General features: G+C 67.5%; 25 protein-coding genes. 8 read left to right on the top strand and 17 right to left on the bottom strand.

Annotated elements, in window-relative coordinates; translation table 11 throughout:
• Positions 1 to 4: 4 nt before the first annotated feature.
• The 9 genes from ACJH7A_RS15430 to ACJH7A_RS15390 all read right to left on the bottom strand — a co-directional run bounded on the left by ACJH7A_RS15430 (position 5) and on the right by ACJH7A_RS15390 (position 6,855).
• Complete coding sequence (locus tag ACJH7A_RS15430; RefSeq protein WP_406802273.1) at positions 5 to 1,180, bottom strand: phage major capsid protein; 1,176 nt, start codon at positions 1,178 to 1,180, stop codon at positions 5 to 7.
• Positions 1,177 to 1,518: a hypothetical protein gene (locus ACJH7A_RS15425; protein ID WP_406802272.1), complete on the bottom strand. Its 342-nt coding sequence runs from the start codon at positions 1,516 to 1,518 to the stop codon at positions 1,177 to 1,179. The genes ACJH7A_RS15430 and ACJH7A_RS15425 overlap by 4 nt, the downstream gene beginning before the upstream one ends.
• Positions 1,519 to 1,724: 206 nt before the next feature.
• Positions 1,725 to 2,036 carry a hypothetical protein gene (locus tag ACJH7A_RS15420; protein WP_406802271.1) on the bottom strand — a complete coding sequence of 104 codons (312 nt, stop codon included), beginning with the start codon at positions 2,034 to 2,036 and terminating at the stop codon, positions 1,725 to 1,727.
• The gene (locus ACJH7A_RS15415; protein ID WP_406802270.1) at positions 2,033 to 2,296 is read right to left on the bottom strand and encodes a hypothetical protein; all 264 of its coding nucleotides are present in this window, start codon (positions 2,294 to 2,296) and stop codon (positions 2,033 to 2,035) included. The genes ACJH7A_RS15420 and ACJH7A_RS15415 overlap by 4 nt, the downstream gene beginning before the upstream one ends.
• The gene (locus ACJH7A_RS15410; RefSeq protein ID WP_406802269.1) at positions 2,293 to 2,568 is read right to left on the bottom strand and encodes a hypothetical protein; all 276 of its coding nucleotides are present in this window, start codon (positions 2,566 to 2,568) and stop codon (positions 2,293 to 2,295) included. The genes ACJH7A_RS15415 and ACJH7A_RS15410 overlap by 4 nt, the downstream gene beginning before the upstream one ends.
• A 450-nt stretch (positions 2,569 to 3,018) precedes the next feature.
• Entirely contained in the window at positions 3,019 to 3,393 is a 375-nt protein-coding gene (locus ACJH7A_RS15405; RefSeq protein ID WP_406802268.1) for a hypothetical protein, read from the bottom strand.
• A 224-nt stretch (positions 3,394 to 3,617) separates the two neighbouring features.
• Entirely contained in the window at positions 3,618 to 3,842 is a 225-nt protein-coding gene (locus tag ACJH7A_RS15400; RefSeq protein WP_406802267.1) for a helix-turn-helix domain-containing protein, read from the bottom strand.
• A gap of 298 nt (positions 3,843 to 4,140) precedes the next feature.
• Positions 4,141 to 5,664, bottom strand: coding sequence for a recombinase family protein (locus ACJH7A_RS15395; RefSeq protein WP_406802301.1), 1,524 nt, complete (start codon positions 5,662 to 5,664; stop codon positions 4,141 to 4,143).
• A gap of 75 nt (positions 5,665 to 5,739) precedes the next feature.
• Positions 5,740 to 6,855, bottom strand: a complete 1,116-nt coding sequence (locus ACJH7A_RS15390) for a DUF222 domain-containing protein (protein ID WP_406802266.1) — start codon at positions 6,853 to 6,855, stop codon at positions 5,740 to 5,742.
• 501 nt (positions 6,856 to 7,356) lie between these two features.
• On the opposite strand from ACJH7A_RS15390, the gene ACJH7A_RS15385 reads away from it, so the two are divergent.
• The 5 genes from ACJH7A_RS15385 to ACJH7A_RS15365 are packed head-to-tail and all read left to right on the top strand — an operon-like array spanning position 7,357 to position 13,341.
• Positions 7,357 to 8,832 carry an NAD(P)/FAD-dependent oxidoreductase gene (locus ACJH7A_RS15385; protein WP_133428268.1) on the top strand — a complete coding sequence of 492 codons (1,476 nt, stop codon included), beginning with the start codon at positions 7,357 to 7,359 and terminating at the stop codon, positions 8,830 to 8,832.
• A 14-nt stretch (positions 8,833 to 8,846) separates the two neighbouring features.
• Positions 8,847 to 9,824, top strand: a complete 978-nt coding sequence (locus ACJH7A_RS15380; RefSeq protein ID WP_133428267.1) for an alpha/beta hydrolase — start codon at positions 8,847 to 8,849, stop codon at positions 9,822 to 9,824.
• Between the two features lie 51 nt (positions 9,825 to 9,875).
• Complete coding sequence (locus ACJH7A_RS15375) at positions 9,876 to 12,725, top strand: AMP-binding protein (RefSeq protein WP_406802265.1); 2,850 nt, start codon at positions 9,876 to 9,878, stop codon at positions 12,723 to 12,725.
• Between the two features lie 33 nt (positions 12,726 to 12,758).
• Positions 12,759 to 13,025 carry a hypothetical protein gene (locus ACJH7A_RS15370; RefSeq protein ID WP_167838060.1) on the top strand — a complete coding sequence of 89 codons (267 nt, stop codon included), beginning with the start codon at positions 12,759 to 12,761 and terminating at the stop codon, positions 13,023 to 13,025.
• A 19-nt stretch (positions 13,026 to 13,044) separates the two neighbouring features.
• Positions 13,045 to 13,341 (top strand): hypothetical protein, encoded by a 297-nt coding sequence (locus tag ACJH7A_RS15365; protein WP_020103971.1) that lies wholly within the window; start codon positions 13,045 to 13,047, stop codon positions 13,339 to 13,341.
• Between the two features lie 5 nt (positions 13,342 to 13,346).
• Here the strand turns inward: ACJH7A_RS15365 and ACJH7A_RS15360 are convergent, their stop codons facing one another.
• Both ACJH7A_RS15360 and ACJH7A_RS15355 read right to left on the bottom strand, forming a co-directional pair.
• A complete protein-coding gene (locus ACJH7A_RS15360) occupies positions 13,347 to 15,104 on the bottom strand; it encodes a SulP family inorganic anion transporter (protein WP_406802264.1) in 1,758 nt (585 codons plus the stop codon).
• A complete protein-coding gene (locus ACJH7A_RS15355) occupies positions 15,101 to 16,150 on the bottom strand; it encodes a sulfate ABC transporter substrate-binding protein (protein WP_267324564.1) in 1,050 nt (349 codons plus the stop codon). Before ACJH7A_RS15355 ends, ACJH7A_RS15360 begins: the two co-directional genes overlap by 4 nt.
• A gap of 101 nt (positions 16,151 to 16,251) precedes the next feature.
• Between ACJH7A_RS15355 and ACJH7A_RS15350 the strand changes: the two genes are divergently transcribed.
• From ACJH7A_RS15350 to ACJH7A_RS15340, 3 genes are read left to right on the top strand one after another with little or no spacing between them, the layout of a single operon-like run.
• Complete coding sequence (locus ACJH7A_RS15350) at positions 16,252 to 16,797, top strand: hypothetical protein (RefSeq protein WP_135357223.1); 546 nt, start codon at positions 16,252 to 16,254, stop codon at positions 16,795 to 16,797.
• A gap of 18 nt (positions 16,798 to 16,815) precedes the next feature.
• Entirely contained in the window at positions 16,816 to 17,745 is a 930-nt protein-coding gene (locus tag ACJH7A_RS15345; protein ID WP_133428264.1) for an LLM class F420-dependent oxidoreductase, read from the top strand.
• A 6-nt stretch (positions 17,746 to 17,751) separates the two neighbouring features.
• The gene (locus ACJH7A_RS15340; RefSeq protein WP_060998993.1) at positions 17,752 to 18,141 is read left to right on the top strand and encodes a hypothetical protein; all 390 of its coding nucleotides are present in this window, start codon (positions 17,752 to 17,754) and stop codon (positions 18,139 to 18,141) included.
• Here the strand turns inward: ACJH7A_RS15340 and ACJH7A_RS15335 are convergent.
• The 6 genes from ACJH7A_RS15335 to ACJH7A_RS15310 all read right to left on the bottom strand — a co-directional run bounded on the left by ACJH7A_RS15335 (position 18,138) and on the right by ACJH7A_RS15310 (position 25,473).
• Positions 18,138 to 19,379 carry a DUF445 domain-containing protein gene (locus tag ACJH7A_RS15335; RefSeq protein WP_406802263.1) on the bottom strand — a complete coding sequence of 414 codons (1,242 nt, stop codon included), beginning with the start codon at positions 19,377 to 19,379 and terminating at the stop codon, positions 18,138 to 18,140. The two genes, ACJH7A_RS15340 and ACJH7A_RS15335, sit on opposite strands and share 4 nt — an antisense overlap.
• Positions 19,379 to 20,062 (bottom strand): Abi-alpha family protein, encoded by a 684-nt coding sequence (locus tag ACJH7A_RS15330; RefSeq protein WP_406802262.1) that lies wholly within the window; start codon positions 20,060 to 20,062, stop codon positions 19,379 to 19,381. Before ACJH7A_RS15330 ends, ACJH7A_RS15335 begins: the two co-directional genes overlap by 1 nt.
• A gap of 51 nt (positions 20,063 to 20,113) precedes the next feature.
• Complete coding sequence (locus ACJH7A_RS15325; protein WP_267324560.1) at positions 20,114 to 21,628, bottom strand: dynamin-like GTPase family protein; 1,515 nt, start codon at positions 21,626 to 21,628, stop codon at positions 20,114 to 20,116.
• Complete coding sequence (locus tag ACJH7A_RS15320) at positions 21,625 to 23,466, bottom strand: dynamin family protein (RefSeq protein WP_406802261.1); 1,842 nt, start codon at positions 23,464 to 23,466, stop codon at positions 21,625 to 21,627. Before ACJH7A_RS15320 ends, ACJH7A_RS15325 begins: the two co-directional genes overlap by 4 nt.
• A gap of 97 nt (positions 23,467 to 23,563) precedes the next feature.
• The gene (locus ACJH7A_RS15315; RefSeq protein WP_406802260.1) at positions 23,564 to 24,682 is read right to left on the bottom strand and encodes an IniB N-terminal domain-containing protein; all 1,119 of its coding nucleotides are present in this window, start codon (positions 24,680 to 24,682) and stop codon (positions 23,564 to 23,566) included.
• Positions 24,683 to 24,936: 254 nt separating this feature from the next.
• Complete coding sequence (locus ACJH7A_RS15310) at positions 24,937 to 25,473, bottom strand: Rv0340 family IniB-related protein (RefSeq protein WP_318984689.1); 537 nt, start codon at positions 25,471 to 25,473, stop codon at positions 24,937 to 24,939.
• Positions 25,474 to 25,630: the final 157 nt, after the last annotated feature.

Here is a 25,630-nt window from a genome sequence, read left to right as displayed (position 1 = left end):
ACCGTTACGGGGTGAGGTCGATGACGGCGAACGATGCAGGCTTGAGCACACCGACGCCGACACGCGCCTCAGCGCGGACGATTGCCTGGTTCTTGGTGAACAGCACGCCACCAGCGTCGATGTCGAGCCGCACATCCTCGCGGACGTACAGCCGCAGCTGTGCCCAATCACCCAGCACGGCAGTGCCTTCCGGTACCGACGCCGACACCACACGCGGCGACGTGGGCCCGAACACGTTGGCGCTGCCCGCGTTGGTGTTCTGGTAGCCGTCGAGCAGGAACCCGGCGTCGGCTTCGGCTGCACCGCCCCACGGGAAGCGCAGCAAGTCGATGCGCTCCGCGTCGTTAGGGTGCAGCACCCAACCGGTCGGGGTGACGCCCTTGAGCTGCATCGCCGTGACGGCCGACCGCAGCGTCGTCGGCATGTCGGTGTCGAACGCGACCGCCGTGGTGCCGGCGACGTGCAGCAGGCCCGTCATGTGCTCGCCAGTGCCGTCGCCGCTGATGACTTCGCGCTCGATGGCATCGAGTACGCCCTCGGCCATTTCGTCGTCCAGCCACTGCTCGAGGTCGTGGTGATCCGCGAACAGGCGGATCGGCACGGGCTCCGACAGGTGGGCGATGACGCGGCAGCGGTCCTCGATCGGGTCGACCGTGAACGTGCTGGTGGGCTTGACTGCGTTGTCAGCCACCGGGGCGGCGTTGTTCGTGCGGACCGACTGCCGGTAGTACTCGAAGGCGTTGCCTTGGAGGTTCTTTCGGCTGGTCAGCAGGTCGATCAGCCGGGCAGGCCGATCCATCGCCGCTACCTCGGCTTCCACCAAGGTAGGCACATCCACACTGCCGCTGGCGATTCCGCGGGACTCCCCGGTGCCGAGCGCCGCGGCGGCCCGCGATGCCCACGTCCCACCCTTGTGTCCCTTGGCGTGTGCACGACGGACAGCAGAACCGCCCTTCGACAGCGCGCCTGATCGGTCGATCTCGTCGGTGGTGTCCTTGACCAGCTTGAGTTCGGCGTCGATCTGACTGGTCAGGTCGCTGAACCGTTGAGTTTCGGCCGGCGTCAGGTACTCGCGGCCCTCCAGTTTCGCCGTGTCGGTGATGCCGCTCCGCTGTTCGATCAAGCGGTCCACGGTGTCGAGATGCCGCTGATTCCGGGCGACCATTTCGGCCACGTTCACAGCGCCGCTCCTTCGGTCTCGTGCGAACGATCCAGCCACGCAGTGACTTCCGCCGCCGCCTCGTCACGCCCGCCGCGAGCGACGATCAGGTTGTGCGCCGCGACCGCCACCGCCGCCAGCATCGCCTCGACGGTCAGCCACTCGGGGAACTCGTTGTCCTCGATCTGCTTCAGCGTCGAAGCGACTGCGTCGCCGTCGTTGTGCAGGTGCGCCAAGATCAGCCGCGAAGCCGTTGCCGCGCCGTCGGGGTGACTCGCCTTGAGAACCTGGTCATGAAAGGTCTGAACTACTTGATCGACCATTGTTGCCTCCTGGGCAAATAGGCTGCCGCGCAGCATGATTCAGCGCGAACAGCGCAGAGAGAATGAGGATTCGACGCGCCCCGTGCCGGGGCCGACCATCTCGCGGTTGCCTATTCGCGCCCAGTGCCAGGGCTGGCCGATCGGTTGAATCACCCGCCCAGTGCCAGGGCTGGCGGTGACCCGCGTACCCGGCAGCATACGCCGGATCCGCGGGGCACCAACAGATCCCCGACCCTGGCGGGTTACCGGCCGTGGCGGTCCGCGACGTCGTTGGCGTGATCCAGCGCGGTGAACGCCTCGGCCGTCAGCTTGGCCGCCACCGCGTCGACGTCACCGCCGTTGAGGTGCACCAGCAGTCCGACGTACTCGGCCGCTGCCGCCCCGATCACCGACTGCCATGCCGCTGGGTGCAGCAGCGACAGCTCGGCCAGCACCTGGGCGATGCCGTCACGGTCGTCAGCCGCGACGGCCGCGGCGACACGGTAGAAGTCCGCGCGGCCCGGCGCCACGGAATCGGGAACGTCGCAAGGGTTGTGGATGGGGTTGTCGGTCACCGGGGTCCTCCAGTCGTTGTGGTGATGACCCGCGCGGCGACGATGCCGAGCGGACGTTGTTGTGGCGGAAGGGAATCCAGCCAGCGGGCGCACGGCACCAGTACCGGGCACGCGCGGCACAACGCGATGGCCTGCTCCTGGCGGTGCAGGCTGGCCGGGTCGTCGCCCGTCGCGTCGAACAGCTGATGCCGGCCGACGCACGCCGCGCCCGCCAGCCGGGGCGGGTAGCCGAGCGCCGCCAGCAGCGCGTCGGCCGTCACAGATCGCTCCTCTGGTGACGCGGCTCCGTGATGTCGGGGTAGCCCATCTGCAGCGGCGCGGATTTCGAGGCTGAGCGCGTCGCTGCCGCGCCGGAATCGCCGTCTGGGTCCGACGACCTCAGTTCCGCGGGGATCGACGCGCAGCGGGTCACGCACGGGCAGCGCCGCAGGCGTCCGTCGGGCGTCGCGCAGTACTGGCCGACCTCTGCCCCGCATGACGAGCACGGCACCTCGAGCGCGCCGACGTAGGCGTCGGCTACTGGACCCGGCATCACCGTGGCACCTCGGTAGCAATTGCTAAGCACGCCGCCAAACTCCAGGCCCTAGTACCGTTCCCGGATCTGGTGACGGCTGCTCCCGCGGGACGCTGCGCGCCCCTTGGGTCTGAACAAGGTCGCTGATTTGCGTTGTCGGTCGCGGCTTTCAGTCGGGCCGAGTGCCGATGACGACCGTCGGCCTCATGCATCCCCGTCTCGATGGGTGTCGCGGCGCGCTCACCCGACGGCACGACGTGCTCGATCCGTCGCGGGTTCGCGAGCTTGCGAGCGGTTCCGCGAACGGTGTGGCGAGGGCGCGCAGCGCCCGCTGCAAAGCTTTTGACGATGGGCACCCGACGTAACAACAGACTCGGGTCGGGTCGGGTCGGGTCGGGTACTCCGGACTCCCGGCGGGTGTCCCACCGGGACATCGACCCGGACAACCACCGGGACAACCGATCACGCTCAGGTGCCGCTGGCATCGTCAGCCTCCTCGCGAGCACGCTGCAGAGCAGCAGATTCACGCCACTTGGCCTTCCGAAGACGCTCAGCTTCCCGATCAGCCAGCACCTTGTCCCGAGATGGGTTGTACCGCGCGTAATCGTGGAACATCCAACCTTTTTCACCGTCACGTCTGCTGGGTTCCCATAGCCCCGCCTGCACCAAGTTGGCGGCCAACCGCTTGCCCTTTACCCCCGGCGCCCACGTTGTGACGTACCACTCGGGTACCCATCCGTCGGTCAATTGATCGCCGCTGTACGACAGGCACACGGCCCACAACCCCATCGCCTCCAGCCCTGCCTTGCGGGGCTTGTGGTGGGAGTGCAGCTTGTCGTCCACTCGTCCCCACATCAGGTCCACCGCCTTGCGGGGGCGGTGCCTTGCTCATTTCGCGGAAGGTGTTGGCGCACCGTCACCTCCAGCCCGCCGCACTGGCCGCAGCAGTTCGGCCAGCCGGTCGCGCTGCTGTGTGGTGAATCGTGGTGCCGTCGCTACCAGGTTGGCGATCCACTCGCGGTCCGCGTCCGTCAGTGCGGCTGTTCCGGACGTTGTTGTGGGGCTGGTCATTTCGCGCTCCGACGGGGAGCGGGGCGCTGGTCGGGCGGCGCTGGTGCCATGAAGGCGTCGGCGTCGGCGCGCAGGATCCGCCATTCCCACCCCACCTTGAAGGCCGGTAGTGTGCCGTCGGCGATCCTGCGGCGGATTGTCTTGTTGCAGCAGCCCGCTTCTCGGGCCAGCTGAGCGACGGTCAGCGGTCGTGTTGGTTCGTCGGTAGTGCCCAAGGACACGGCTCCGTTTCATGGTCTGCCTGTCCTCGTTTGTGCCCTATGGCGTTTGGACTGGCCCATGGTGGTTGGGTGTGCTTCGCGGTCGAAGGTACCCCGATGGGACCACCTGGGACCATTAACAATCTGAGCCGCAGTTAACGAAACATGCTGTCACGCAACATGTTTGTCTAGTTGCCTATAACGACCGCCTGGGTTGCGCTCGACTGATACGTCAAAGCCGTTGCCACTCAAGCGGCACCCGAGCAGAACAGAAGAATCCCCCGCGACGGCGTGTCGCGGGGGATGTTCGGGAGTGGCGCTACTGGCGGAAGTCGATCGCCAGCCGGTCGCGCGGCTGGGCATCAGGCCGACGCCCCTTGCCTACGGGCAGCACCGTGACGGTGCACACCAGGTCCACCACGGCCCGATACCGGCCGGGCGTCAGCTCGGCCAGTGCCTGCGCCACCTCGGGCGTGCCCAGCGGCAGCCCGTCCATGACGCGTAGCCGGTCCTGGTCCTGTTCCTGCCGGTCGATGGCGTCGATCTCGGCCTGAATCTGGTCGGTGGCAACTTTGACCTGGCGTGCGGTCAGCAGCTCGGCCGCGTAGTCGATGGCCAGCCGATCCAGCTTCGCGGTCAGGGCGGTGCGGTCGTCGCGCAGCCGTTCGGTGGCCGCCTGGTCGTGCTGGGGCAGCTTGAGCAGGTCGACCGCGTCGGGTTCGGCCAGCCGCGCCGCCACCACGCCGAACACGAGCGGTTCCACGTCGTCGGCGCGCATTGAGACGCCCCGGCACGCCTTGCAGGTGTAGGTGATGGAGTGGCCGCGCTCGCCGCCGGGGTGTTTGACCTGCCCGGCCTTGGCCCGCCCCGGCTGGCCACCGGTCTGCCACATAACCCATCTGCCGCCGAGTCGTCCCGGGCAGTCGGGTTTGCCGCACAGCAGCATCCCCGTCAACAGATGTTTGGTCACCGACTTCGGGCCCGGGCGGCGGCCAGGGGCATCGAGTACCGATTGCACTGAGCGCCATACGAATTCATCAACCAACGGCTCCCACGTGCCGCGGCCGACAATCTCGGTCTTGCCGTTCATGCCGCACGGGTGATCGGTCGGGCATTTCAGCGTCGAGCAGTGGTGAATGTGGCTACGCAGGCCCGCGTTCCGCGGTGACCGCAGAAACAGGCTGACCGTCGAGGGCGTCCACGGTCGGCCGTTAAGTCCATGCGCGCCAGCATCATTGAACAGTCGGCAGATGTCGTTGAGAGACGCGCCCGCCCGCACCGCGGCGTACGCCTGACGCACCAGTGGGGCCGTCACCGGGTCGGGCTGGCGGGTGCCGTCGTCGTCCTCACGGTGCCGCGTCTCGGGAAGGTACCCGAATGCGGTGCGCCACTTGGGCCTGCCCAATTCAGCCTTCTGGCGTGCCGCGCGCCGCTGACGCGCTTTCTTGTGTTCGGTCTCGTGCGCTGCGACGCCTCCCATCAGTCGGGCGATCAGACGCCCCTGTGCCGTCGACAGGTCGACGTCGCCCGAGACGGTGGCCAGCGCCAGGTGATGCTCGTCGGCCAGCGTCATGAAGTGCTCCAGCTCGATCGGCCGTCGGTGCAACCGGTCCAGGTTCCACACCACAACCGCGCCGACTCGCCCCTCCGCGACGTCGGCCAGCATCTTGCGGTACGCCGGCCGCACGCGGCCGCTCGATGCACTGATGCTGTTGTCGACGTACTCGACTGGCTGCCAGCCGCGCTGCTGGCACAGCTTCAGGCAGTCCTCGCGCTGGCGGCTGATGGCCAGCTGCGTCTGCTCGCGATCCAGCGACTGTCGCAGGTAGACGGCCGCGCGCATCACTGCGCCGACCCCTCTGTCGCGCCGCAAGAGCGGGTTGCTGGTCTGGTGTTTCTGCCGGTCATAGATAAAACGTTACATTGCCAATCGTTGTTGGAACCGGCACAGGCATTTGAGGTCTGACGGGTGCGTCGGCCCGGCCGGGTACGGCACGGTGTGGTCGAGGTCGCACGCCTGCGCAGGCCGGTCACAGCCCGGGAACCGGCAGGTCAAATCCCGGCAGCGGACGAACTCGGCCAGTTTGGCCGAGGGCCGGTACCGCGACTCGGCCGCATCGGGCGGGATCTCCACCTGACGGATGATCGCGCCCTCGGCGAGGTGGGCGACCTGCTCGGCGGGGATCTGTCCGTACCCGGGCAGGAATCCTGGGGCCTGCCCGTTCACTGCCTCCGGTGTGGCGATGACGTGGATGACCGCGCGGGTCCCGACGGTCTGGGCCGGCAGCTCGCCGGTGTCCGCTGGGCAGTCGTCCTGTCCGCATCGGCATGCCAGGCGCTGCCCGCGGGCCAGGGCATCGATAGCGGCGGCGCGGCGCTGATCATGGCTGCGCGGATCGTTACGGCACACCCCCTTGGCGAGGTCGTCGATGGCGGCGTCCAGCACGGCCGCGGTCGCCGCGTCCACGGTGCCGCAGATGCTCGCGCACCCCGGGCCGGACGCACGAACATCCAGGTAGCGGGCCTGCGACGGGGGCTTGGGTGGGTGGACCCCGGCCTGATCGGACGCGGCGATGATGGCGTCGATGCGTTGTTCCATTTTCGGTTTCGACAACCGGCCCCAGGCCACGATCTTGGCGGCCAGGTCGGCGTCGACCTGGCCGGCGACGTCGTCGTCGATGATCAGGTCGGTGCGGGCGACGATCATCGCGACCATCACCGCGTCGATCAGGCCTTTGGCGTAGATGGCCGCTACCTTGGGCAGGCGGGTGCGCAGCATCACCGCCCGGTCCACCTGCGCTTGGGCCCGCTTGCGGGACACCCCCAGGGCGGCGGCGACCTCGACGACCAGGCCGGCATAGCCGTCGATCGCCCAATAGCGTTTCTCGATGTCGTCGTCGGGGGCTCGCAGCGCCCACAGGTCACCGATCGCATCCAGGCGGCGGGCGCCGGCGGCGTTCTCTTCCCGGGTGGCCAGGGTGATCGCGTCGACCGCCGCGGCCGCGGCGTGGGGATCACTATCTGATTCGCTCATACGTTCGAACATACGCTCGCCCACTGACAAGAATCGGCGATCGCGACCACTGGGTATCGTCGACGGTTAGGGCAGCTAAACACAAGGGCCGCAGCGGGATTGGAAGGGGCAGGCAGCGCGAGCGGGGATCGTCGACGCTTAGCTCGGCTATCCACCCGGCAGGTGAAGCCGGCGCCGGCGCGACGCGCCGGCCGACCACTCCCCGGCCCGCGACGGTCAGGCGACCGACAGTGATTAGGCGACCTAACCGTTGAGGATCGCAGCGAGGATCGAAGGGAGCGAGTGCCCCTCGTCGGGTCAGATCGGCAAGAACTACGAGCACACCTAACCGTCGACGATCCGTGCCGGCGTCAATGGACAGCGACCCCGCCCGGTGACGCCGGCCGGGCCGAAACTCGCAGTGGACGCGGTAAGCGCGGCAAGTCTGCAAAACCCGGCGTGGACGCGTCGCCGCGCTACTAACGTCGCAGGTACACCCGCCGGACCGGCAAAGGAGTGCCCATGACAACCACCGCTCCCATCGACGTCCTGGTCATCGGCGCCGGGATCTCCGGCATCGGAATGGCGTATCACCTCAAGACTCTTCGCCCGGACACGTCGTTTGCGGTGCTCGAGGGACGAGACGCGATCGGCGGCACCTGGAGCCTGCACCAGTACCCGGGCATCCGCTCGGACTCGGACATGCCGACCTTCGGCTTCGGCTTCAAGCCGTGGACGCATCGCAAGTCCATCGCCGACGGGCACATCATCCTCGACTACCTGCAACAGACCGTCGAGGAGAACGACCTGGCCGGCCACATCCGGTTCGGCCACCACGTGGACTCGGCGAATTTCGATTCCCGGCAAGGACTTTGGACCGTCAACACCACCCACGACGGACACCCCGAGACCTTCACCTCGCGCTTCCTGTTCCTGGGCACCGGGTACTACGACTACGAGAACCCGTATATCCCCGACTTCCCCGGCCGCGACGATTTCGAGGGTCCGGTGATCCACCCCCAACTGTGGCCGAAGGATCTGGACTACACCGGTAAGAACGTCGTCGTCATCGGCAGTGGCGCCACCGCCGTCACGCTGATCCCGAACATGGCCGACAAGGCCGCGCACGTCACCATGCTGCAGCGGTCGCCGAGTTACGTGTTCTCGATACCGGCGTCCGACCCGATCGCCAACGTGCTGAACAAGGTGCTGGGCCATGAGCGGGCGTACAAGATCGTGCGGCGCAAGAACATCTCGCTCAATCGCGGGCTGTTCAAGATGTGCATGCGCTACCCGAAGGTGATGCGAAAGTTGTTGATCGCCAATGTGGCTCGGCAGCTGCCCAAGAATTTCGATGTCGACACGCACTTCACGCCCAAGTACAACCCGTGGCAGCAGCGCCTGGCCATGGTGCCCGACGGCGACCTGTTCAAGATGGTCTCGTCAGGCAAGGCCTCGATCGTCACCGACCATATCGAGCGGTTCACCAAGCACGGCATCCTGCTGAAATCCGGGCAGGAGCTGGCCGCCGACATCATCATCTCGGCGACCGGATTGAACATGATCCCCTTCGGCAAGATCGAGCTGAGCGTCGACGGGCACCTGCTCCATCTCCCCGACCTCACGGTCTACAAGGCCATGATGCTGTCGGGCGTGCCCAATTTCGCGTTCGCCGTCGGTTACACCAACATCGCCTGGACCCTCAAGGTCGACCTGGTGTGCGAGCACTTCTGCCGCATGCTCGACTACATGGACGAGCACGGCTACGGCAAGGTGGTCCCGATCCTGGAAGACGGGACCATGGAGCGAGTTCCGTTGTTGGACATGACCTCCGGCTACGTCCAGCGGGCCGTCGCGAAGTTCCCCCGTGGCGGCACCTACGGCCCGTGGGCGTTCAAGCATGCCTACGAAATGGATCAGGAGCGGCTGCGCAACGGCCCCATCGAGGATCCCGCCCTCGTCTTCACGCCCGCCGCCGCACCGCTGTCCGTGGTCTGACCGAAGGAGCGATCATGACAACCGAGTTCGTTTTCATCAGCCACGGCGAGCGTTGCGCCGCCTGGCATCTGACCGCAGACAGTGACGCGCTGACCGGACAGAGCGGTCGGCCGTGTGTGGTCATGGCCCACGGCTTCGGCGGCACCCGCGACTCCGGACTGATGGCGTTCGCCGAGCCGTTCGCGGCCGCCGGGATGGACGTGGTGCTGTTCGACTACCGGGGCTTCGGCGATTCCGAAGGTGAGCCGCGCCAGGATGTTTCGGTCAAGAAGCAGCGCCAGGACTACCACGCCGCCATCGACGCGGCGCGGAACCTGCCGGGCGTCGACCGCGACCGCATCGCGCTGTGGGGCACCTCGTACTCGGGCGGACACGTCATCGCCGTCGCCGCCACGGACCAGCGAGTGGCCGCGGTGGTATCCGTATGTCCCGCCACCGACGGGCTGGCCGCCCTGGTGCAAGGAGTTCGGGAGGCGAGCGCCGGACACATGGCGCGCCTGGTGGCGCACGGCCTGTTCGATGCCGCGGGGGCACGGCTCGGCCGCAGCCCGCACTACCTGCCACTCGCCGGACAGCCGGGCAGCGCCGCGCCGCTCAGCACTCCTGGTTCCGAGGAGTCGTACCTCGCGCTGGCCGGCCCCACGTGGCGCAACGAGTTCGCCGCCCGCACCGTGCTGGAAGTCGCGTTCAACCGGCCTACCGTCCACGCCAGCCGGCTGGAGTGCCCGCTGCTGGTTCAAGTCGGCGCCAACGACCGCATCGCTCCACCGGATGCGGCGCGCCGCGCCGCGAAGAAGGCGGGGTACCTGGCCCATCTGGTCGAGTACCCCATCGACCATTTCGATTTCTACGAAGAGCCGTGGCAACCGCAGGTCCTCGCCGACGAGTTGACGTTCCTGACCCGCGTCCTCGATCCGATCCGCTCGACCGACGTGCATTTGCGGTCGACCAACCCGCCGGCGCCGCGAATGGCGGTCAAACTGCCGTGGTGAACGCGTCCGCTTGGCATGATCCTCACCGAGTGTTGAGCGAAAGGGCGGACCGTGATCTTCGACAGGGTTGTGGCGACGACGCGTAACTGGCTGGAAGTCGCCCGCTACGGCGGGTTGGAGACGGGCGAGGAGCCGTCGCCGTACGACGTCGTCGCCCAGGGCCGCATCCACAAGCTACGGCGCTACCGCACCACCGGCGAGGCGGGCCGCCCCCAGGTGCTGCTGGTGCCGCCGCTGATGCTCACCGCCGATGTGTTCGACGTATCGCCGCAGGCCAGCGGTGTCCGCACCCTGATCGAGAACGGCATCGACCCGTGGGTCATCGACTTCGGCTCACCGGAGAAGGAAGCCGGCGGCCTGGAGCGCAACCTGGGTGATCACGTGCTGGCGGTCGATGCGGCCATCGATGAGATGCGCACGCTGACGGGCGGCGACGTCCACCTCGCGGGCTACTCGCAGGGCGGCATGTTCTGCTACCAGACGTCGGCGTACCGGCGCAGCGTCGGCATCGCCAGCGTCATCACCTTCGGCAGCCCGGTCGATCTCAGCAAAACCGCGCCGATGGGCGTCCCGGCAGAGATCGCCATCCCCGGCATGGGGTTCGTGATGGAGAACGTGCTGCGGGGCCGGTCGGTGCCGGGCTGGGCGACGCGGCTCGGGTTCCAGTTGCTCGATCCCGTGAAAGCGGTGACGGGCCAATTGCAGTTCCTGGCCGCACTACACGACCGCGATGCCCTGCTGCCCCGGGAAGGGCAACGCCGCTACCTGATGAACGACGGCTGGGTGGCGTGGCCCGGCCCGGCGCTCGCCGAGTTCCTGCAGCAGTTCCTGGTTCACAACCGGATGCTGAGGGGCGGATTCAGCATCGCCGGACGGCCGGTGACGCTCGCCGACATCACGTCGCCGATTCTGGCATTCGTCGGCGATGTCGACGAGATCGCCCCGCCGGCCTCGGTGCGCGGAATCCTGGGCGCGGCACCGCGCGCGGATATCTACGAAAGTACTTTGCACGCCGGGCATTTCGGTTTGGTCGTGGGCAGTACCGCGACGTCGCACACCTGGCCTCTCGTCGCTGACTGGATGCGGTATGCCGAGGGCAAGGGTCCGCAGCCGGAGCACGTCACCAAAGTCGACGCCACGTCCGCGGCCGCCGAAGCGGCGCCGGCGGGACAGGGCGAGGGGGTCCAGACCCTGATCGACGCCGGTCGCATGGTCGCCGGTTCCGTCGCACGCTCGGTCGGCGACGTGCGGGGCATGTTCGGCACGGTGTCGCGCCAGATGCCGCGTCTGGCGCGCATCCGGAAATTGGATGCGAACACGCGAATCTCGTTGGCGCTCTTGTTCGATGAGCAGGCGCAGCAGGCACCCAACGACGTCAGCTTCATGTACGAGGACCGCAGCTACACCTACGGCGAGAACAAGGTCCGCATCGACGCGGTGGTGCGCGGTCTGCTCGCCGCCGGCGTGCGCGCCGGTGAGCACGTCGGGGTGCTGATGGGCACGCGCCCGTCGGCGCTGGCGGTGGTGACGGCACTCAACCGCATCGGCGCGGTGGCCGTGATGCTGCGTCCCGGCGCCGATACCGCGCGCGAGGTCGAGCTCGGCAAGGTCAACCGCGTCATCGCCGACCCCGAACATTCCGAGGCCGACTTCGCCGGCCGTCCGCTGCACACGTTCCTGTTGGACACCCCGTACCTCAATCGGGACCGCACGCTGACGGCCCTGGAGATCGGCGAGACCAACGCCGTACGCATTCCCGACTGGTACCGCCCCAACCCGGGCCGCGCCGGTGAGCTCGCGTTCATCTTCTTCGGCGGCCCCGACGACGACCCGCGTCCCATCCGAGTCACCAACGGCCGCTTCGGTTTGTCGGCCTACGGCACCGCGACGTCGGCGACTCTCAACAACTCCGACACCGTCTACTGCATCAACCCGATTTACCACACCTCCGGCCTGCTGACCGGGATCGGCGGTGCCGTCGCCGGTGGTAGCCGACTGGCGATGGCCACCGATCTGGACCCGACGACGTTCTGGACGGAAGTCCGCCGGTACGGCGTGACCATCGTCTGCTACACGTGGGCGCAGCTGCGGCCGCTGGTCAACGCCGCCCCGCAGCCCGCCGAGCGCAACCACTCGGTGCGGCTGTTCGTCGGCTCCGGTATGCCGCGCGGCCTGTGGCGCCGGGTGCTGGACCGGTTCGCCCCGGCCGGCGTCCTCGACTTCTGGTCCACCAGCGAGGGCGAGGCCATCCTGGCCAACGTCAACCCGGCCAAGCCGGGGTCGCTGGGCCGGCCGCTCCCGGGCAGCGCGACCGTCGAGGTCGTGCGATGGGATCCCGAAGCGCAGCAAGTCGTTTCGGGCGCCGACGGCTACGCCATCCGGTGTGCGGCCGACGAGACCGGCCTGCTGCTGGTGAAGATCAGTTCCGCCACGACCGCGTCGGCGCCGCCGTTACGCAACCTGTTCGAGGCCGGCGACGCCTGGTTCTCCAGCGGCAGCCTGGTCAACCGGGACGCCGACGGCGACTACTGGCTGATCGACTCCGTCGACACCCAGATCCGCACCGCCGACGGTGTGGTGGCGTCCCTGCCCATCACCGCGGCCATCGGCAAGCTGCCGGCCGTCGACCTGGTGCACACCTACGGCGTCGCTGCCGACGACGCGGAAGTGGCGGTCGCGGCACTGTCCCTGGTCGACGGGCAGGACGTCTCTGCCGCCGACCTGGACGAGGCGCTCGCGAGCCTGCCTGCCGAACAACGACCGGCGTTCGTCCGCGTCGTCGACGAGGTGCCGATGACGCCGTGGCACCGCCCGGTCGCCGGGCCGCTGCGCCGCGACCCGCTGCCCCCGCCCGGTCGCTACTTCACCCGGACAGACGACGGCAGTTACAAGGAAAGCTGACGCCACACTGACGGAGTCGTCAATACTCTTTCCATGAAGAAATCCGTTGCTGCAGTGCTGTTCCTGCTGGTGTCCGCGGCCGTGCCGGCCGTCGGCGCCCCGGCCGCACACGCCGATGTGTGCGGCAGCGTCGGCGGCCGCCACGTCAGTGCCGGTGGCTGCACGAACATCGCCGGCGGCGCGGCGGTGGCCGCGGCGGCTCCCGAGGACGCCGCCGCGCAGGCCGCCGCAGGCCGGCCGCCGTGCTACACCCCGGCCGGGGTCCCCTACTACACGCCGGGCGACTTGCCTTGTAACTGAGGCCCTTTAGGCTGGCGGCATGCACAAGTCACTGCAGCGTGCCGCCGTCATCGCCGCGGCCGCCTTGGCGCCCATGGCCATCACCGCCGCGATCGCTCCGGCCGTGAGCAATGCCGACTGCGACAACGGCACGTGGTGGGACCCGGTGCAGAACCGGTGCCAGGCCCCGCTGGTGCAGAACTGCCCAGGCGGCTGGTGGGACCCGAACATCAACAGCTGCCGGCCGCCCGTCTCGACGACGCCGCTCGACTGCCGCGACGGCGCGTGGTGGGACCCGATCAACAACATCTGCCGTCCGCCGCTGCTGCCGCAGTAGTCGCCTCAGACGAGGTAGTACAGCTCGTCGCCGCTGCGGACGCCACCGGGAACCAGCCGTGACTCCGCGTAGCGGACTGCCTTGAGCGTTGCCGAGAACTCCTTGTCCTCTTCGGGGAAGATGCGCTCGTCCGGGAACCACTCACGCAGCCCGACATTGCTGAGGAGGTCCAGGATGTCGGGCCGGACGCCGGCCAGCAGGACGGTGACGCCCAGCTCCGCCAGGTCATGCAGGAACCGCTCGACCCGCTCGATGCCGACCGCGTCGGGGTTGCGGGCCCGTTTGAGACGGAGCACGACGAACTGGGTGCCTTCGGCCTTGACCCGCTCGGTGAGTGCGTCCAGGGCGTGCTCGATTTCCGGTGCGGCACCGAAGAACAGCTCGCCTTCGATGTCGTAGATCAACACCGCCGGGTTGTCGGGCTCATCGCCGACCCGCTCCCGGACCACGCGTTCGGGCGTGACCACCAACTCGGCGATCTTGAGCTTCGAGGCCCGCGGCACGAACAGCAGGATCGACAGCGCAACGCCGAGCAGCACTGCCTTGTCCAGGTCGATGACCACACCGGTGATCGCCGTGACGATCACCAGACCGGCGTCGTAGCGAGATGCTTTGACCGTGCGCACCAGTCGATGGAAATCGACCAGACGCACTGCGGTGACGAGCAACAAGCCGGCCAGCGCCGCCTTCGGGATGTAGCTCAGCAGGGGCGCGAACAACAGCAGTGCGCCGGCCACCGCCGCCGACGCGATGACGCCGGAGAACCGGGTGGCCGCGCCCGCCTGGAAGTTGATCGCCGACCGCGACAGCGAACCCGAACCGGGCAGGCTCTGGAAGAAGCCGCCGGCGAGGTTGGCCAGCCCTTCCGCCACGATCTGCCGGTTGTAGTCGATCTTCTGCTGCGTCTGGTGCGCAATGGCTTTCGCGATCGACAGCGCCTCGATCAAGCCGATGAAAGCGACCGCCAACGCGCCCTCCGACAGGTGCGGCAACCACTCCCAATGCACCACCGGAATGTGGAAGTCGGGCAGGCTGGCGGGAATCTTCCCGCTGATCGACACCGCGGTCTTACCCCCGTGGCCGGGTGTCGACCAGCCCGCGAAGTAGGCGATCAGCGCCGCGAGGACCAGCACGGCAAGCATGTCGAGCTGCGGCAAGCCATAGCGCTGCACCAACTTTCGGAGCACGACGGCGGCGACGACAGCGGTGCCACTCAGGACGACGGCTCGGTAGTTGATCGCGTCGCCGTGGAACAGCGTGAGGTAGGTGCGGTACAGCACCTGCATGTTGCCGTTGCCCCGGTCCTTGACCCCGACCGCATTTCCCAACTGGCCCAAGGCAAGTAGGAACGCGGCTGCCGCCATGAACCCGACGATCACCGACTCCGATATGTAGCGGGTCAGGTCACCCAGTTTGAACACCGAGATCAGGATCTGAATGGTGCCCACCAGCACCCCGAGTACGAACAGCGCCTCGAACAGTTCGGTGCGGTTCTCCGGATCGATGAACGCCAATGAGCTGAACACCAACAGCGAGATGGCGCTGGTGGGTCCGTTGATCAGGTGTGACGACGAACCGAATATCGAAGCGACGAGCGTCACCACGATGGCGGAGAAGACGCCGTATTTGGGGTCGACACCGGCGATCAGGGCATAGGCCATGCCCTGCGGCAGCGCGATGGCGGCCACCGTCAGGCCGGCGATGAGATCACGCCGGGCGAGGGTGCGGTCGTAGTTGAGTTTCAGGTTCGAAAGCAGGCTCACGATCCCACCACCGTTCGCTGCGCAGGGATATGAATGGTGTCGACGATTCCGTTGTCGCCGAAGAACTTTTCGGCGGCGTCGTCCCAGTCCTTGGCGATCGCGGTCACCGGGAACAGCGAGATATCCGGCAACTGAGCCCGATACCTGGCCTGGATCTGCGGGTTGATCGAGCGGTACCCGTACTTCGCGATGACATCCTGGGCCGGGTCGGTGAACAGGTAGTTCAGGTAGGCCTTCGCGTAGGCCTCGGTCTTCTTGCCGGCCACGTTCGCATCGACCCAGGCCACCGCGGGCTCGGCCTTGATACTCACTGGCGGATACACGATCTGCAGCTCGCCCGGCGCCGCGGCCACTTCCCGGATGGCTTCGTTCTCCCACGTCAGGTGCACATCGCCGATCTTCTGCACGGCGAAGCTGGTGGCCGCGCCGCGCGCGCCCTCGTCGGCGACGGCGACGTGCTTGAACAACGCCGCCAGGTAGTCGTGGGCCGCCGCCTCGGTGCCGCCGCGAGTGGTCACCGATCCCCACCCGGCCAGCACGCTGAGCTTGCCGTTGCCCGACGTCCGCGGGTCCGGGGTCACCACCGAGACGTCGCCCTTCACCAGGTCGGGCCAGTCGTGGATGTTCTTCGGGTTGTCCTTGCGGACCACGAACACGATGGTCGACGTATAGGGGACCGAGTTGTTGGGCAGCCGGTGCTGCCAGTCCTTGGCGATCAGCCCGCGCTTGGCCAGCTTGTCGACGTCACTGACCAAGGCCAGTGACACCACACCGGCTTTCGACGTCCCGTCGATGACGTTGCGCGCCTGTCGGCCGGACCCGCCGTGCGACTGGCTGATGTCGACGGTGACGCCGGTCTGCTTGCGGTACTGCGCGACGAACTGCGGGTCCAGCGCGGCATACAGCTCGCGTGTCGGGTCGTACGACACGTTCAGCAGGGCATCCGGCGACGGACCGTGAATGTTCTTGAACCCGATCAGAACTCCGGCCACCGCGATGGCGACGACGCCGACCACACCGAGCGGGGATATGTGTTTTCTGCTCATCGCCACCTCTGTTCACTACGGAAGTTCGACGTTAGGCAGGAGGACGCGCCGGGGCAGCGGTCTGGATCAGCGCGATCAGATCTCCCGTAGCCTGATTGCCGATGAACCACACACGGCTCACCATGTCTGCCACCGCCGCGCTGGCGGTGGCACTGCTCGCCGGCTGCGACAGCACCACCCCAGGAAGCCCGAAGTCGGGACTGCCCAGCGGGGAAACGTCCGCGGCGAGCACACCGACGCCGAGCGAGAAGGCGATCCGCCCGGTTCCCGTCAGCCCCATCCCGGTACCGAGCGCCGTGCCGCCGACCGCACAGGCCCTCGCCCCGCAGAACGGCTACGTCTTCATTGCGACCAAGTCCGGCCAGACGCGGTGCCAGCTCAACGCGGCCGCCGTCGACTGCGAGTCGGACTTCGCCAACGCGCCGCAGGTGAACGGGGAGACCGCGCGCGGCGTACGGGTCACCGCCGATGGCAAATTGTCCTGGGGCCTGGGCAATCTCGGCGCGATCCCGACCGTGACGATCGACTACCAGACCTACTCGGCGGTGGGTTGGACGATCCTCGCCGGCGCCGAGGGCACACGCTTCACCAATGCCGGCACCGGCCACGGGATGTTCGTCTCGACGGCGGGCGTGAAGGCCTTCTGATTCATTAGGCTGGGCGGCATGGACTTCCGGGTATTCGTCGAACCGCAACAGGGTGCCACCTACGCCGACCAGCTCGCCGTCGCTCAGGCCGCCGAAAGGCTCGGCTACTCAGCGTTTTTCCGATCCGACCACTACCTGGCCATGGCCGGCGACGGGCTGCCCGGGCCCACCGACTCGTGGGTGACGCTCGGCGGCATCGCCCGCGAGACCAGCACCATCCGGCTCGGCACCATGGTCACCTCGGCGACGTTCCGGTACCCCGGGCCGCTCGCCATCGCCGTCGCGCAGGTCGACGAAATGAGCGGTGGCCGTGTGGAATTGGGCCTCGGCGCCGGGTGGTTCGCCGAAGAGCACGAAGCGTACGCCATCCCGTTCCCGGCCCTGGGCGAACGCTTCGACCGGCTGGAAGAACAACTGCAGATCATCACGGGCTTCTGGGACACCCCGCTCGGCGAGCACTTCGACTTCGCGGGCAAGCACTACACCGTCAAGAACTCCCCGGCCCTGCCCAAGCCGGCGCAGGCCCACCCGCCGGTGATCATCGGTGGCGGCGGCGCCAAGCGGACCCCGGCGCTGGCCGCCAAGTTCGCCGCCGAGTTCAACATCCCGTTCGTCGACATCGACACCCTGACCACTCAGTTCGGCCGGGTTCGGGCGGCCGTCGACGCAGCCGGCCGTGCACCCGAAAGCATCACGTACTCGGCGGCTTTCGTGCTGTGCGCGGGCAAAGATGAGGCGGAGATCGCCCGGCGGGCCGCCGCCATCGGCCGCGAGGTCGACGAGATGCGCGGCAACTCCCCCACCGTCGGCACCCCGGCCGAGATCGTCGACAAGCTGGCGCCGTTCATCGCGGCCGGCGTCGAGCGCATCTACCTGCAGGTGCTGGACATGGCCGATCTCGACCACATCGAGTTCTTCAGCACGGAAGTCATTCCACAGCTACGCTGACCGGCCATGACCGAGCGGCCGTGGCATGAGCGCACCCCTCATCTCGTGGGTGCCAGCATCGCGGCGCTCGCGGCCATCGCGTTGCTGTACTTCGCCGGGGCATGGTTGACGCGGCACTACAACCAGCCACAGCCGCCGCCGGTGCCCGTCATCGTGAATGACCCGGTCCACTCGTCGACCACGGCGGTCACGACCACCACGACGTCGACCAGCTACACGTCGGTGACCCCGTCGACGACCGACATCGACGTGTCGCCCCCGACGCAGACGACGGACACCACGTCCGAGACATCCACCCCGCGGGGCGACAGCACGACGACCAGCCGTACCCCGCCGACGTCGACGTCGATCACGCAGTCGAGGCGCACCCACCCGCCGGGGCCGCGACCGCACTAGTGCGTGAAGAACTCGATCATCAGCACCTGGAGTTCACCGACGCAGCCACCGAGGATGGCGCCGATGGCGATCATCAACGGTTCGTCGTCCTTGAACACCGGCCGCAGAATCGACTCGTACTCCTCATTGGAGAGCTGATTCATCTTGTCGATGATCGTGCGCTCGAGGTCGATCTTGCTCATGGCGTAGTCCTGCGCGTCCAGCAGCGTGGCGGGCAGCCGCTCGACCACCAGGTCGACGACTCTGTCCTTCAGCGCGTTGTACTTCGACGTGCCGACCGCGAACTTCACGACCGTGCCGGTGAAGCCACCGACCTCGTTGTCGATGGCGGCCTCGACCTCCCGCGCGATCATGGCGAACAGCTTGTCGGCGCCGGGACCTTTGAGGATGCCGTCGAAGAGGATGTCGGGCGCGAACAGGTCCTCGGAGAGGATGCGGGCGTAGTCGGCGGTGATCTTCTCGCGCTGGGCGTGCAGCAGCCCCTGGAACTTGATGAAGCCCAGGTACTTGGTCGGCTTGATGGGCCGGAACAACATGTTGAGCGCGATGTAGTCGCTGATCAGACCGATACCGAAGCCGAAGGCCGGCATGATCCACGGCAGTTTGAAGATGGCCCAGACGAACATCTGCGCGGTACCGATGATCAGGCCGAAGTAGATGCCGCTGCGCCGGACGAACGCCATGGCGTCGTCGGACAGGCCGCGCATCAGCTTGTTGAGCTTCTCCTTGTTGCGCACCAGCGTGGTGACCGCGAGGAACTGCAGGTCGACGAACCGGCTCAGGTCCGACTGCATCTCGTTCAGCATCTTCTCGGTGATGCGCGGCGCCTGGGCGTGGATGCGGTTGAGGATCGCCTGGCGGCCCGCCTCGGGCAGGGAATCCCACAGCCCCGGACGGATCTCCTCGGCGACGTCGCGGGCGATGTCGTTGATCGACGCCGACAGCGGCTCGCGCAGCACCTCGACTGCCTCTTTGGCGTCGATCCGCGACAGCAGTTCCTCGGGTTTGAGCAGATTCGCGGTGAGCAGCTCGATCGTGGTGGAGCCGACCTTGCCGGCCCGCCGCGGGATGATGCCCTGCCAGCCGATGGGACCGATGCCCTTGAACTCCAGCGGCCGATAGATCATCTCCATCGCGACGATCTTGGTGCTCCACCCGACGAAGGCGGCCACCAGAGGCATCGAGAAGTAGATGATCCAGTGCGCGCGGAAGTCGATAAGGATCTCGGTCAAAGACATCAGCGCCACCCGTCTCGGTCGTCCTCCGCGGTGGCGGCGGCCCACAGCGATCGGCCGAGCGGCGACAGCGTCAACGTCAGCTTATCCACCTTGGCGGGCAGCGGACCCTTTGACGCGGCCTTGATCGCGTTGAGGACGATGCTCTCAGCCATCAACACCTCGTACTCGGTTTTCAGCGCAGAATCCTCCGGACCGATCTCCACGAGGCGCAGCGCCAGCAAATGCCCGACGTACTGCGGCGTCATCTGCGGGAGCGCGACGTTGGCGGTCCGCCCGACCAGTGCGGCGTTCTCCAGGACGGCCTTGCGGGTGCGGTCGTACACGTTGACCAAGGGTGAGACGGAGCCGTCGGACAGTGCGCCGACGATGCGGGCCTCGTCGGCCACCAACTGGTCGAGCAGATGGTGGTACAGCTCGGTCTGGCTGCCGGCGGTGTTCTGGTCGAGCGCCCGGTTGAGCAGCTGGCTCATCTTGGAGTTGAGCGTCTCGTCGCCGGCGGCCGATTTCGGCGCGTCTGCGGCGGCGACGACGTCGTCGGCACCGTCCTCGGGTTCCAGTTCGTTGAGGCCTTTGCGCAGGGCGCCGACGATCTGCTGCTCGGTCCAGCTGTAGACGTCGAGACCGAGCCGAGCGGCGTCCACCGCGCGTCCTACCAGGCCGAAGGGATCAAACGATTGAGCCACCCGCAAACGGTAGCCGCGCGGGGCACCAAATTGCCAACGATCTCGAATATCTCACCTTCCCTGCGCCGCATAGTCGGCGACCAGGGCCTCGGCGCTGCGCACGGCGGCCCGGCAGGCGCGCGCGGTGAAGGGGTCGTTGAGGGGATGGTCGGCCCGGCGGCGCCACCGCTGCACCGCCGCGAAGGCTGCCCGCGGGCCGTCGTACGGCGCGTCGCTGCTCAGCCCGAGCCGGCTCGCCGCGTCGGTCCCCGAGCCGCCGATGATGCGGCGCAGCGAGGCCATCTCGTCGTCGTTCAATGTGGTTGGCCGGGAACGTAATTGACCGAGCAATCGCAATTCTTCGAACGCGTGCGTGTCGGCCAGCAGCGGATCGATGTCCGCCAGGATGAACGGCGTCGCGTAGATGGGATTGGCCTCCACGAAGCGCCGCAGCGAGCGCAACGCGGTGTGCGCCTTGAGCATGTCGGCGCGCTGCGCGAACTGCTGATCGATGACGTCGCGCAGGGCCACCAGCCCGCTGCGGTCCAGCAGTTCGTCGGCCAGCCCCTGGGAGTCGGTGACGCCGGCGCGCAGCACCGCGATCGCGATCCGGATGCCGAACATCCCGAACCGGTCCAGCAGCGCGGCCCGGGTGATGGCGTCCACCGGCAGCGAATCATCCTGCCGGGCAAAGCGATCCGCCGACAACATGGCCTTGGTCAGGGCGGTGGCGCCGTCACCGTCCAGGGCCGCGAGCTTCTGCAGGGCCGTGAACTCACTCTGCTGCAAGGTGCGCGCGGTCAGCGCCAGCAGCCCCGACACCGGGACGACGGCCTGGCAGACGCCGGTGCGGTCCAGCTCCGCGGTGAACCGGGTGGCCACCTCACGGGCCGACATCATCGCGTCGATGCGTCCGGCCCCGATCTCGTCGGCGCGCGACGCGACCCCGATGACCCCGAGGGCACCCGAGCCGCTGCCGACGAGTTCCCCGATCTGCTTGAGCAGCGCGATGTCCGGCGCGTTGAGGGTGCGCAGCAGGAACACCACGGCGTCCACCCGGGGCACGCCGTCTCGTGGCACCAGGAGTTGGAGTGTGCGGTCGGAGACGTCACGCGACAGCGACGATGTCCCCGGTGTGTCGATGATGGTCGTCTGTTCCAATTCGGCTGCGGGCCACTGCACATCGAGGTCGACGATGTCTCCCACGTTGGCGGCGCCCTGCGCGCCGGAATACCGCGCAAGGTCGAAGGTCAGGCCGTCACCGCGGGTGATCGGCACGTCGGTGCGGCGACCGTCCCGATGGTTGGCGGTGACGCGGGGCGTCATGCCATGCCGGAACCAGGTGACCAGCCGGGTGGCCTCGGTGGCGTCGGTGGGCGCAATCTCTTCGCCCACAAGCGCATTCACGAGCGTCGACTTGCCCGCCTTGAGGGTGCCGGCCAGGGCGATGCGGATCGGCTGATCGAGCCGGCGGCCGATCCAGTCCAGTTCGGCCAGGGCCTGCGGCCGGTGCTGGTAAACGGGGTCTGACCGGTAGGCCGAGATGACGCCGCCCAGGATGGCGCGGACGCGTGCGCTTGTGCTCACTGCGCCAGGGCCGGAGTGAGTTTCACCGCGTTGTCGATGACCTGGCGCAGGATGTTCAACTGCCGCTCCAGTTCCCGCACGCGGTTGTCGCGCTCGCCCGCTTCGATCTGCGCTGCGGCGAGGGTGGCCTGCAGCGACTCGCTGAGCGAGCGGGTGGTCTGGTTGGCGATGCCCCGGTAGTGATCGCGCAAGTGGCGCTGAATGTTTCGCAGCCGGTCACGCGATTCCTTGCCGACGGCGAACGACACGTCGTCGACGAACCGGCGGACGTTCATCTTCGCCTCGCCGCGCACCCGCAGCATGCGGTTCTCCATGTCTTCCTTGTAGGCCTTGCGGCCCAGCACAAGTCCGGCGCCCAGCGACAGCGGGTTGAACATGCCGAGCCCGGCGAACGAGGTCAGCATGCCGAACATCAGCACACCGCCGTAGGACCCGCGCATCCCGGTGATCACCTTGTGCCCGGCCCGGATCGGCTCGGACTCCAGTCGCGCCACAGGGTTGAACTCGCCCAGGCCCGCACCCATGTCGCGGGCCCTGACCTCGGCCAGTTCGACCGAATCCAGCCCGGCCTCGACGAACGTACGGGCCACCTCCGCGGCGAGCGCCTCGGCGCGCTGATGCGCCCAGACGAAGTTGTCGCCCACCGCGGTCGCGACGACGTTCTCCAGCTCGGCGCCGATCTCGGCCCAGTGCTGCGTGGGATCGCAGCCGTCGATGACGCGCTCGGTGTGTGCGGTGATGTTGCGGAACCGGTTACGCAGGTCGTGGTCGACGTCGGCGGTCAGGTCGGCGATGCCGTCGTTGAGCACCTGTTGCCACAATGCGGTCTGCTGCAACGCATTCTGGGCGTCTTCCTTCTTCTGCTCCAACTCGGCCTTGATGCGCTCGATCTTGGCGGGGTCGTTGATCGCGGCCAGTTCGGTGGACACCGCCAGGGTGAGATGTTCGGCGGCCGCGTGGATCTCGGTGACCACCTGATCCTTGATGCGGTCGTTCTCGCGACTGAGCACCTTGTCGGTGAGGAACTTGATGATCGCCGGGAAGTTCGACTCGTCGTTCAGTTCCTTGTCGTTCAGCGCCAGCGCATGGGTGCGCAGCGCCGAAGAGACCGGAACCACGGGGACGTTCAGCCGGGCGCGCTGCAGATGCGCGCCATTGGCCGCGACGATCTCGCGCCAGTGCGGATACAGGTCGGTCTTGGTGGCGACAATCGTTGCCACCGGGCAGATTTCGAGGGCCTGCCGGATGAACGTGAGCTCCGGCTCGGTGAACTCCTGGCTGGTGTCACTGATCATCAGGAGGGCGTCGGCGTCGGGCAGCAGGCCGAGGGTGGCCGACAGGTGCGGCTGCCCCAGCCCACCCACCCCGGGGGTATCGACAAAGGTGAGGCCGCCTTTGAGCATCGGGCTCGGCGCCGCCACCTCGACACGCAGCACCTGACGACCCTGGGCCTGCGGGGCGTGGCGCAGATCGGTCGACAGCTGGTTGGGCGGAATGGCGACGACGGACGGATCGGCCCCTTCCTGATCGGGAGCCAGCACGAGCTCGGCAGCCGCCGCGTCGCCGTAGTGGACGACGGTGGTGAGCACCGTGCTCTCGTCATCGCCGACGCGCGCGACCGGCATGTTCAGCAACGAGTTCAGCAACTGACTCTTGCCCTGCTTGAGCTGCCCGGCGATCACCACCCGGATCTGCGGATCGCTGATCCGGGTCTTGGCCGCCAGCAACCGCTGCGCCAGGTCTTCGCGGTCGTTGAGGCCTGCGATCCGGCTGGTGTGGTCGATCAACTCGACGATCACCGCGACCGGGCGCGGGTTCGCCTCGTTCGGCTGCGTCACTGGGCTCTCCTCGACTGCATTGTCACTGTCTAACGGTATGCGCAAACATCCGGCGGGGCCTGTAGGTGGCCCCGCCGGAGGAGTTTGTCGCGATCGATCAGTGCATGTGCGGATCGATGTGGGTGGTGTGGCTCATGTCGGTGGTGGTGTGGGTTTCGGTCGGTGCGTAGGTGTTCATGCTGGCCTCGTGCACCGAGCTGTCGGCAACCGTGCTGTGCACCGAGTTGTCGGCGCTCAGGTCGGTGTGGGTGGTGTTCCCGCTGCCGATATTGGTGTGGGTGCTGTTGCCGCTACCGATGCTGGTGTTGGCCGTGTTCCCGCTGTTCAGGCTGGTGTTCACCGTCGAGGAGTGCGACGAGTCGTCGATGACGCTCTTGTTGCCGCTGCCCAGGTCGCCACCGACGGTGGTCTGGTTGCCACCGACGTGCGTCGACGAGGTGTTGCCGTCGTTGATGACGATGTTGCCGCCACTGCCACCGCTGCCGCCGCTGGCGTGGCCGCCACCGATCAGGCCGCCGCCGGCGCTGGCGCCGCCGCCGTTGCCGCCACCGGTGTTGACGTCGTTGACCACCGGACCCGAGTTGCCCTGGATGATGTGGCCGCCCGCGGTCTGCGAGTTGTCGGTCGCGTGGTTGCCGGTCCCGACGATCACCGGGGAGTGGCTGCCGGTCAGGATGTCGCCGTTGGTGACGGTGTTGCCGTCACCCTGCACGGCGCCCTTGCCGCTGGCGATGTCACCGTGGTTGTTGCCCGCGATGTTGACGCCGCCGTCGCCCTGCTGGACGTGGCTGCCACCGAGGGTGATGTCACCGAAGCCCAGGTTGAAGGCACCCTGCTGGGCGTTGGCGCCGGCGTGCTGGTCGGGGCTCAGCACCGGGATGTCGTTGCCGCTGGCGATCGGCACGTTGTTGTGGCTGGCGAAGTCGGTCTGGTTGCGGCTGGCGAACTCGGTGTTCGGGGCGAAGGCGGTCTGCGGAGAGAACGGCGAGGACATGCTGTAGTAGTCCGAGACCGCGTTCTGCAGGCCGACGACCGGGTCGCCGCCACCGAGCACGACGCCGGCGGGAACGGCACTCGCGGCGACCGAGGCGAGCTGCGCGGAGGTGACACCGGCGAGGCCGGCGTCGCGCATGGTCTGCTCGGGGTTCGCGACGAACGAGCTCGCGACGGTCGGGAAGCGGAACAGGTCGATGATGAATTCGATCAGGCTGGTCATTGGAGTCCCTTTCGTTGGGTGTTGCTCTGGGGAAGTTCTCTCGCCGCTGTCCGGCGAACTGAGAACAACGTTAGGGGCCGTCGAGAGCCGTGCAAACGGGGCAACCACCCCTACCCCCAACGAAACGTAGTGGGGTATCCACGCTCCCCCTATTAGGGGATTAGGGGATGGCTAGGGCGTTTGCTGAATATGCGGTGAGAGAACACAAAACGCCGGTGGCCATGGCGGCCACCGGCGTTTCGGGGATGAGCTGGTCAGCTGAAGAAGTCGAAGTCCTGATGATGCTCGACACCGGCCGACGGGTCTGCGGTATCGACGGGGTGCCAGTCGAGCGCACCCGGATCCGAGAGCTGCCCGGCATCGACGACCGGGACGTCGCTGTGCAGGCCCAGATCGTCGGACACCGCCAGGTCCGGCACGGCGTCGTGGGCCGGCAGGACCGGGCCGCTATCGAATCCACCCAGGTCAGGGTCGGAAATCACCTGCGGCGACACCACTGTCGGCACATGTGTGTCGAAGGCGTCGAACGCATCGAACGCCGCGGTGGCGGCACCGCTGGTCCAGACGTTGACGCCGGGATCGTCGAAACCGGAGGTCGGCACGCCACCCGCTGCGGACGACACCGTGCCCAGAGATTCGGACACCACCGGGATCAGGTGCGCGACATCCGCCGTGGTGACGCCAGTAAGGTTGGCGTCGGCGATGGCACCCGCGGGGTCGGCGGCGTAGTGGGCAGCCACGTCGGGGTCACGGACGACCGACATGACGAAATCCAGTAGCGGATTTGCCATGGCACCTGCTCCTTTCTGGGGACCCGTTGATAACTATTTCGATGCTATCGCCGATAAAGCACCTGGAGATCGGTGCTGACCCCAACACCTGACGTCATCCGTTAGGGGCACTCCCATTAGGGATTCACCAATCGTTAGGGGATTGTGTCCCACCCCC

It is taken from the genome of Mycobacterium sp. SMC-17 (genome assembly GCF_045310915.1).
In the GTDB taxonomy this organism is placed as follows: Bacteria; Actinomycetota; Actinomycetes; order Mycobacteriales; family Mycobacteriaceae; genus Mycobacterium.
This window is presented reverse-complemented; position numbering and strand designations above follow the sequence as displayed.

Coding starts and splice junctions, on each gene's coding strand:
- ACJH7A_RS15425 (WP_406802272.1), bottom strand. CDS start 1,518: ATGCTGCGCGGCAGCCTATTTGCCCAGGAGGCAACAATGGTCGATCAA.
- ACJH7A_RS15410 (WP_406802269.1), bottom strand. CDS start 2,568: ATGCCGGGTCCAGTAGCCGACGCCTACGTCGGCGCGCTCGAGGTGCCG.
- ACJH7A_RS15395 (WP_406802301.1), bottom strand. CDS start 5,664: ATGCGCGCGGCCGTCTACCTGCGACAGTCGCTGGATCGCGAGCAGACG.
- ACJH7A_RS15390 (WP_406802266.1), bottom strand. CDS start 6,855: ATGAGCGAATCAGATAGTGATCCCCACGCCGCGGCCGCGGCGGTCGAC.
- ACJH7A_RS15385 (WP_133428268.1), top strand. CDS start 7,357: ATGACAACCACCGCTCCCATCGACGTCCTGGTCATCGGCGCCGGGATC.
- ACJH7A_RS15380 (WP_133428267.1), top strand. CDS start 8,847: ATGACAACCGAGTTCGTTTTCATCAGCCACGGCGAGCGTTGCGCCGCC.
- ACJH7A_RS15370 (WP_167838060.1), top strand. CDS start 12,759: ATGAAGAAATCCGTTGCTGCAGTGCTGTTCCTGCTGGTGTCCGCGGCC.
- ACJH7A_RS15365 (WP_020103971.1), top strand. CDS start 13,045: ATGCACAAGTCACTGCAGCGTGCCGCCGTCATCGCCGCGGCCGCCTTG.
- ACJH7A_RS15355 (WP_267324564.1), bottom strand. CDS start 16,150: ATGAGCAGAAAACACATATCCCCGCTCGGTGTGGTCGGCGTCGTCGCC.
- ACJH7A_RS15350 (WP_135357223.1), top strand. CDS start 16,252: ATGAACCACACACGGCTCACCATGTCTGCCACCGCCGCGCTGGCGGTG.
- ACJH7A_RS15345 (WP_133428264.1), top strand. CDS start 16,816: ATGGACTTCCGGGTATTCGTCGAACCGCAACAGGGTGCCACCTACGCC.
- ACJH7A_RS15340 (WP_060998993.1), top strand. CDS start 17,752: ATGACCGAGCGGCCGTGGCATGAGCGCACCCCTCATCTCGTGGGTGCC.
- ACJH7A_RS15335 (WP_406802263.1), bottom strand. CDS start 19,379: ATGTCTTTGACCGAGATCCTTATCGACTTCCGCGCGCACTGGATCATC.
- ACJH7A_RS15315 (WP_406802260.1), bottom strand. CDS start 24,682: ATGACCAGCCTGATCGAATTCATCATCGACCTGTTCCGCTTCCCGACC.
- ACJH7A_RS15310 (WP_318984689.1), bottom strand. CDS start 25,473: ATGGCAAATCCGCTACTGGATTTCGTCATGTCGGTCGTCCGTGACCCC.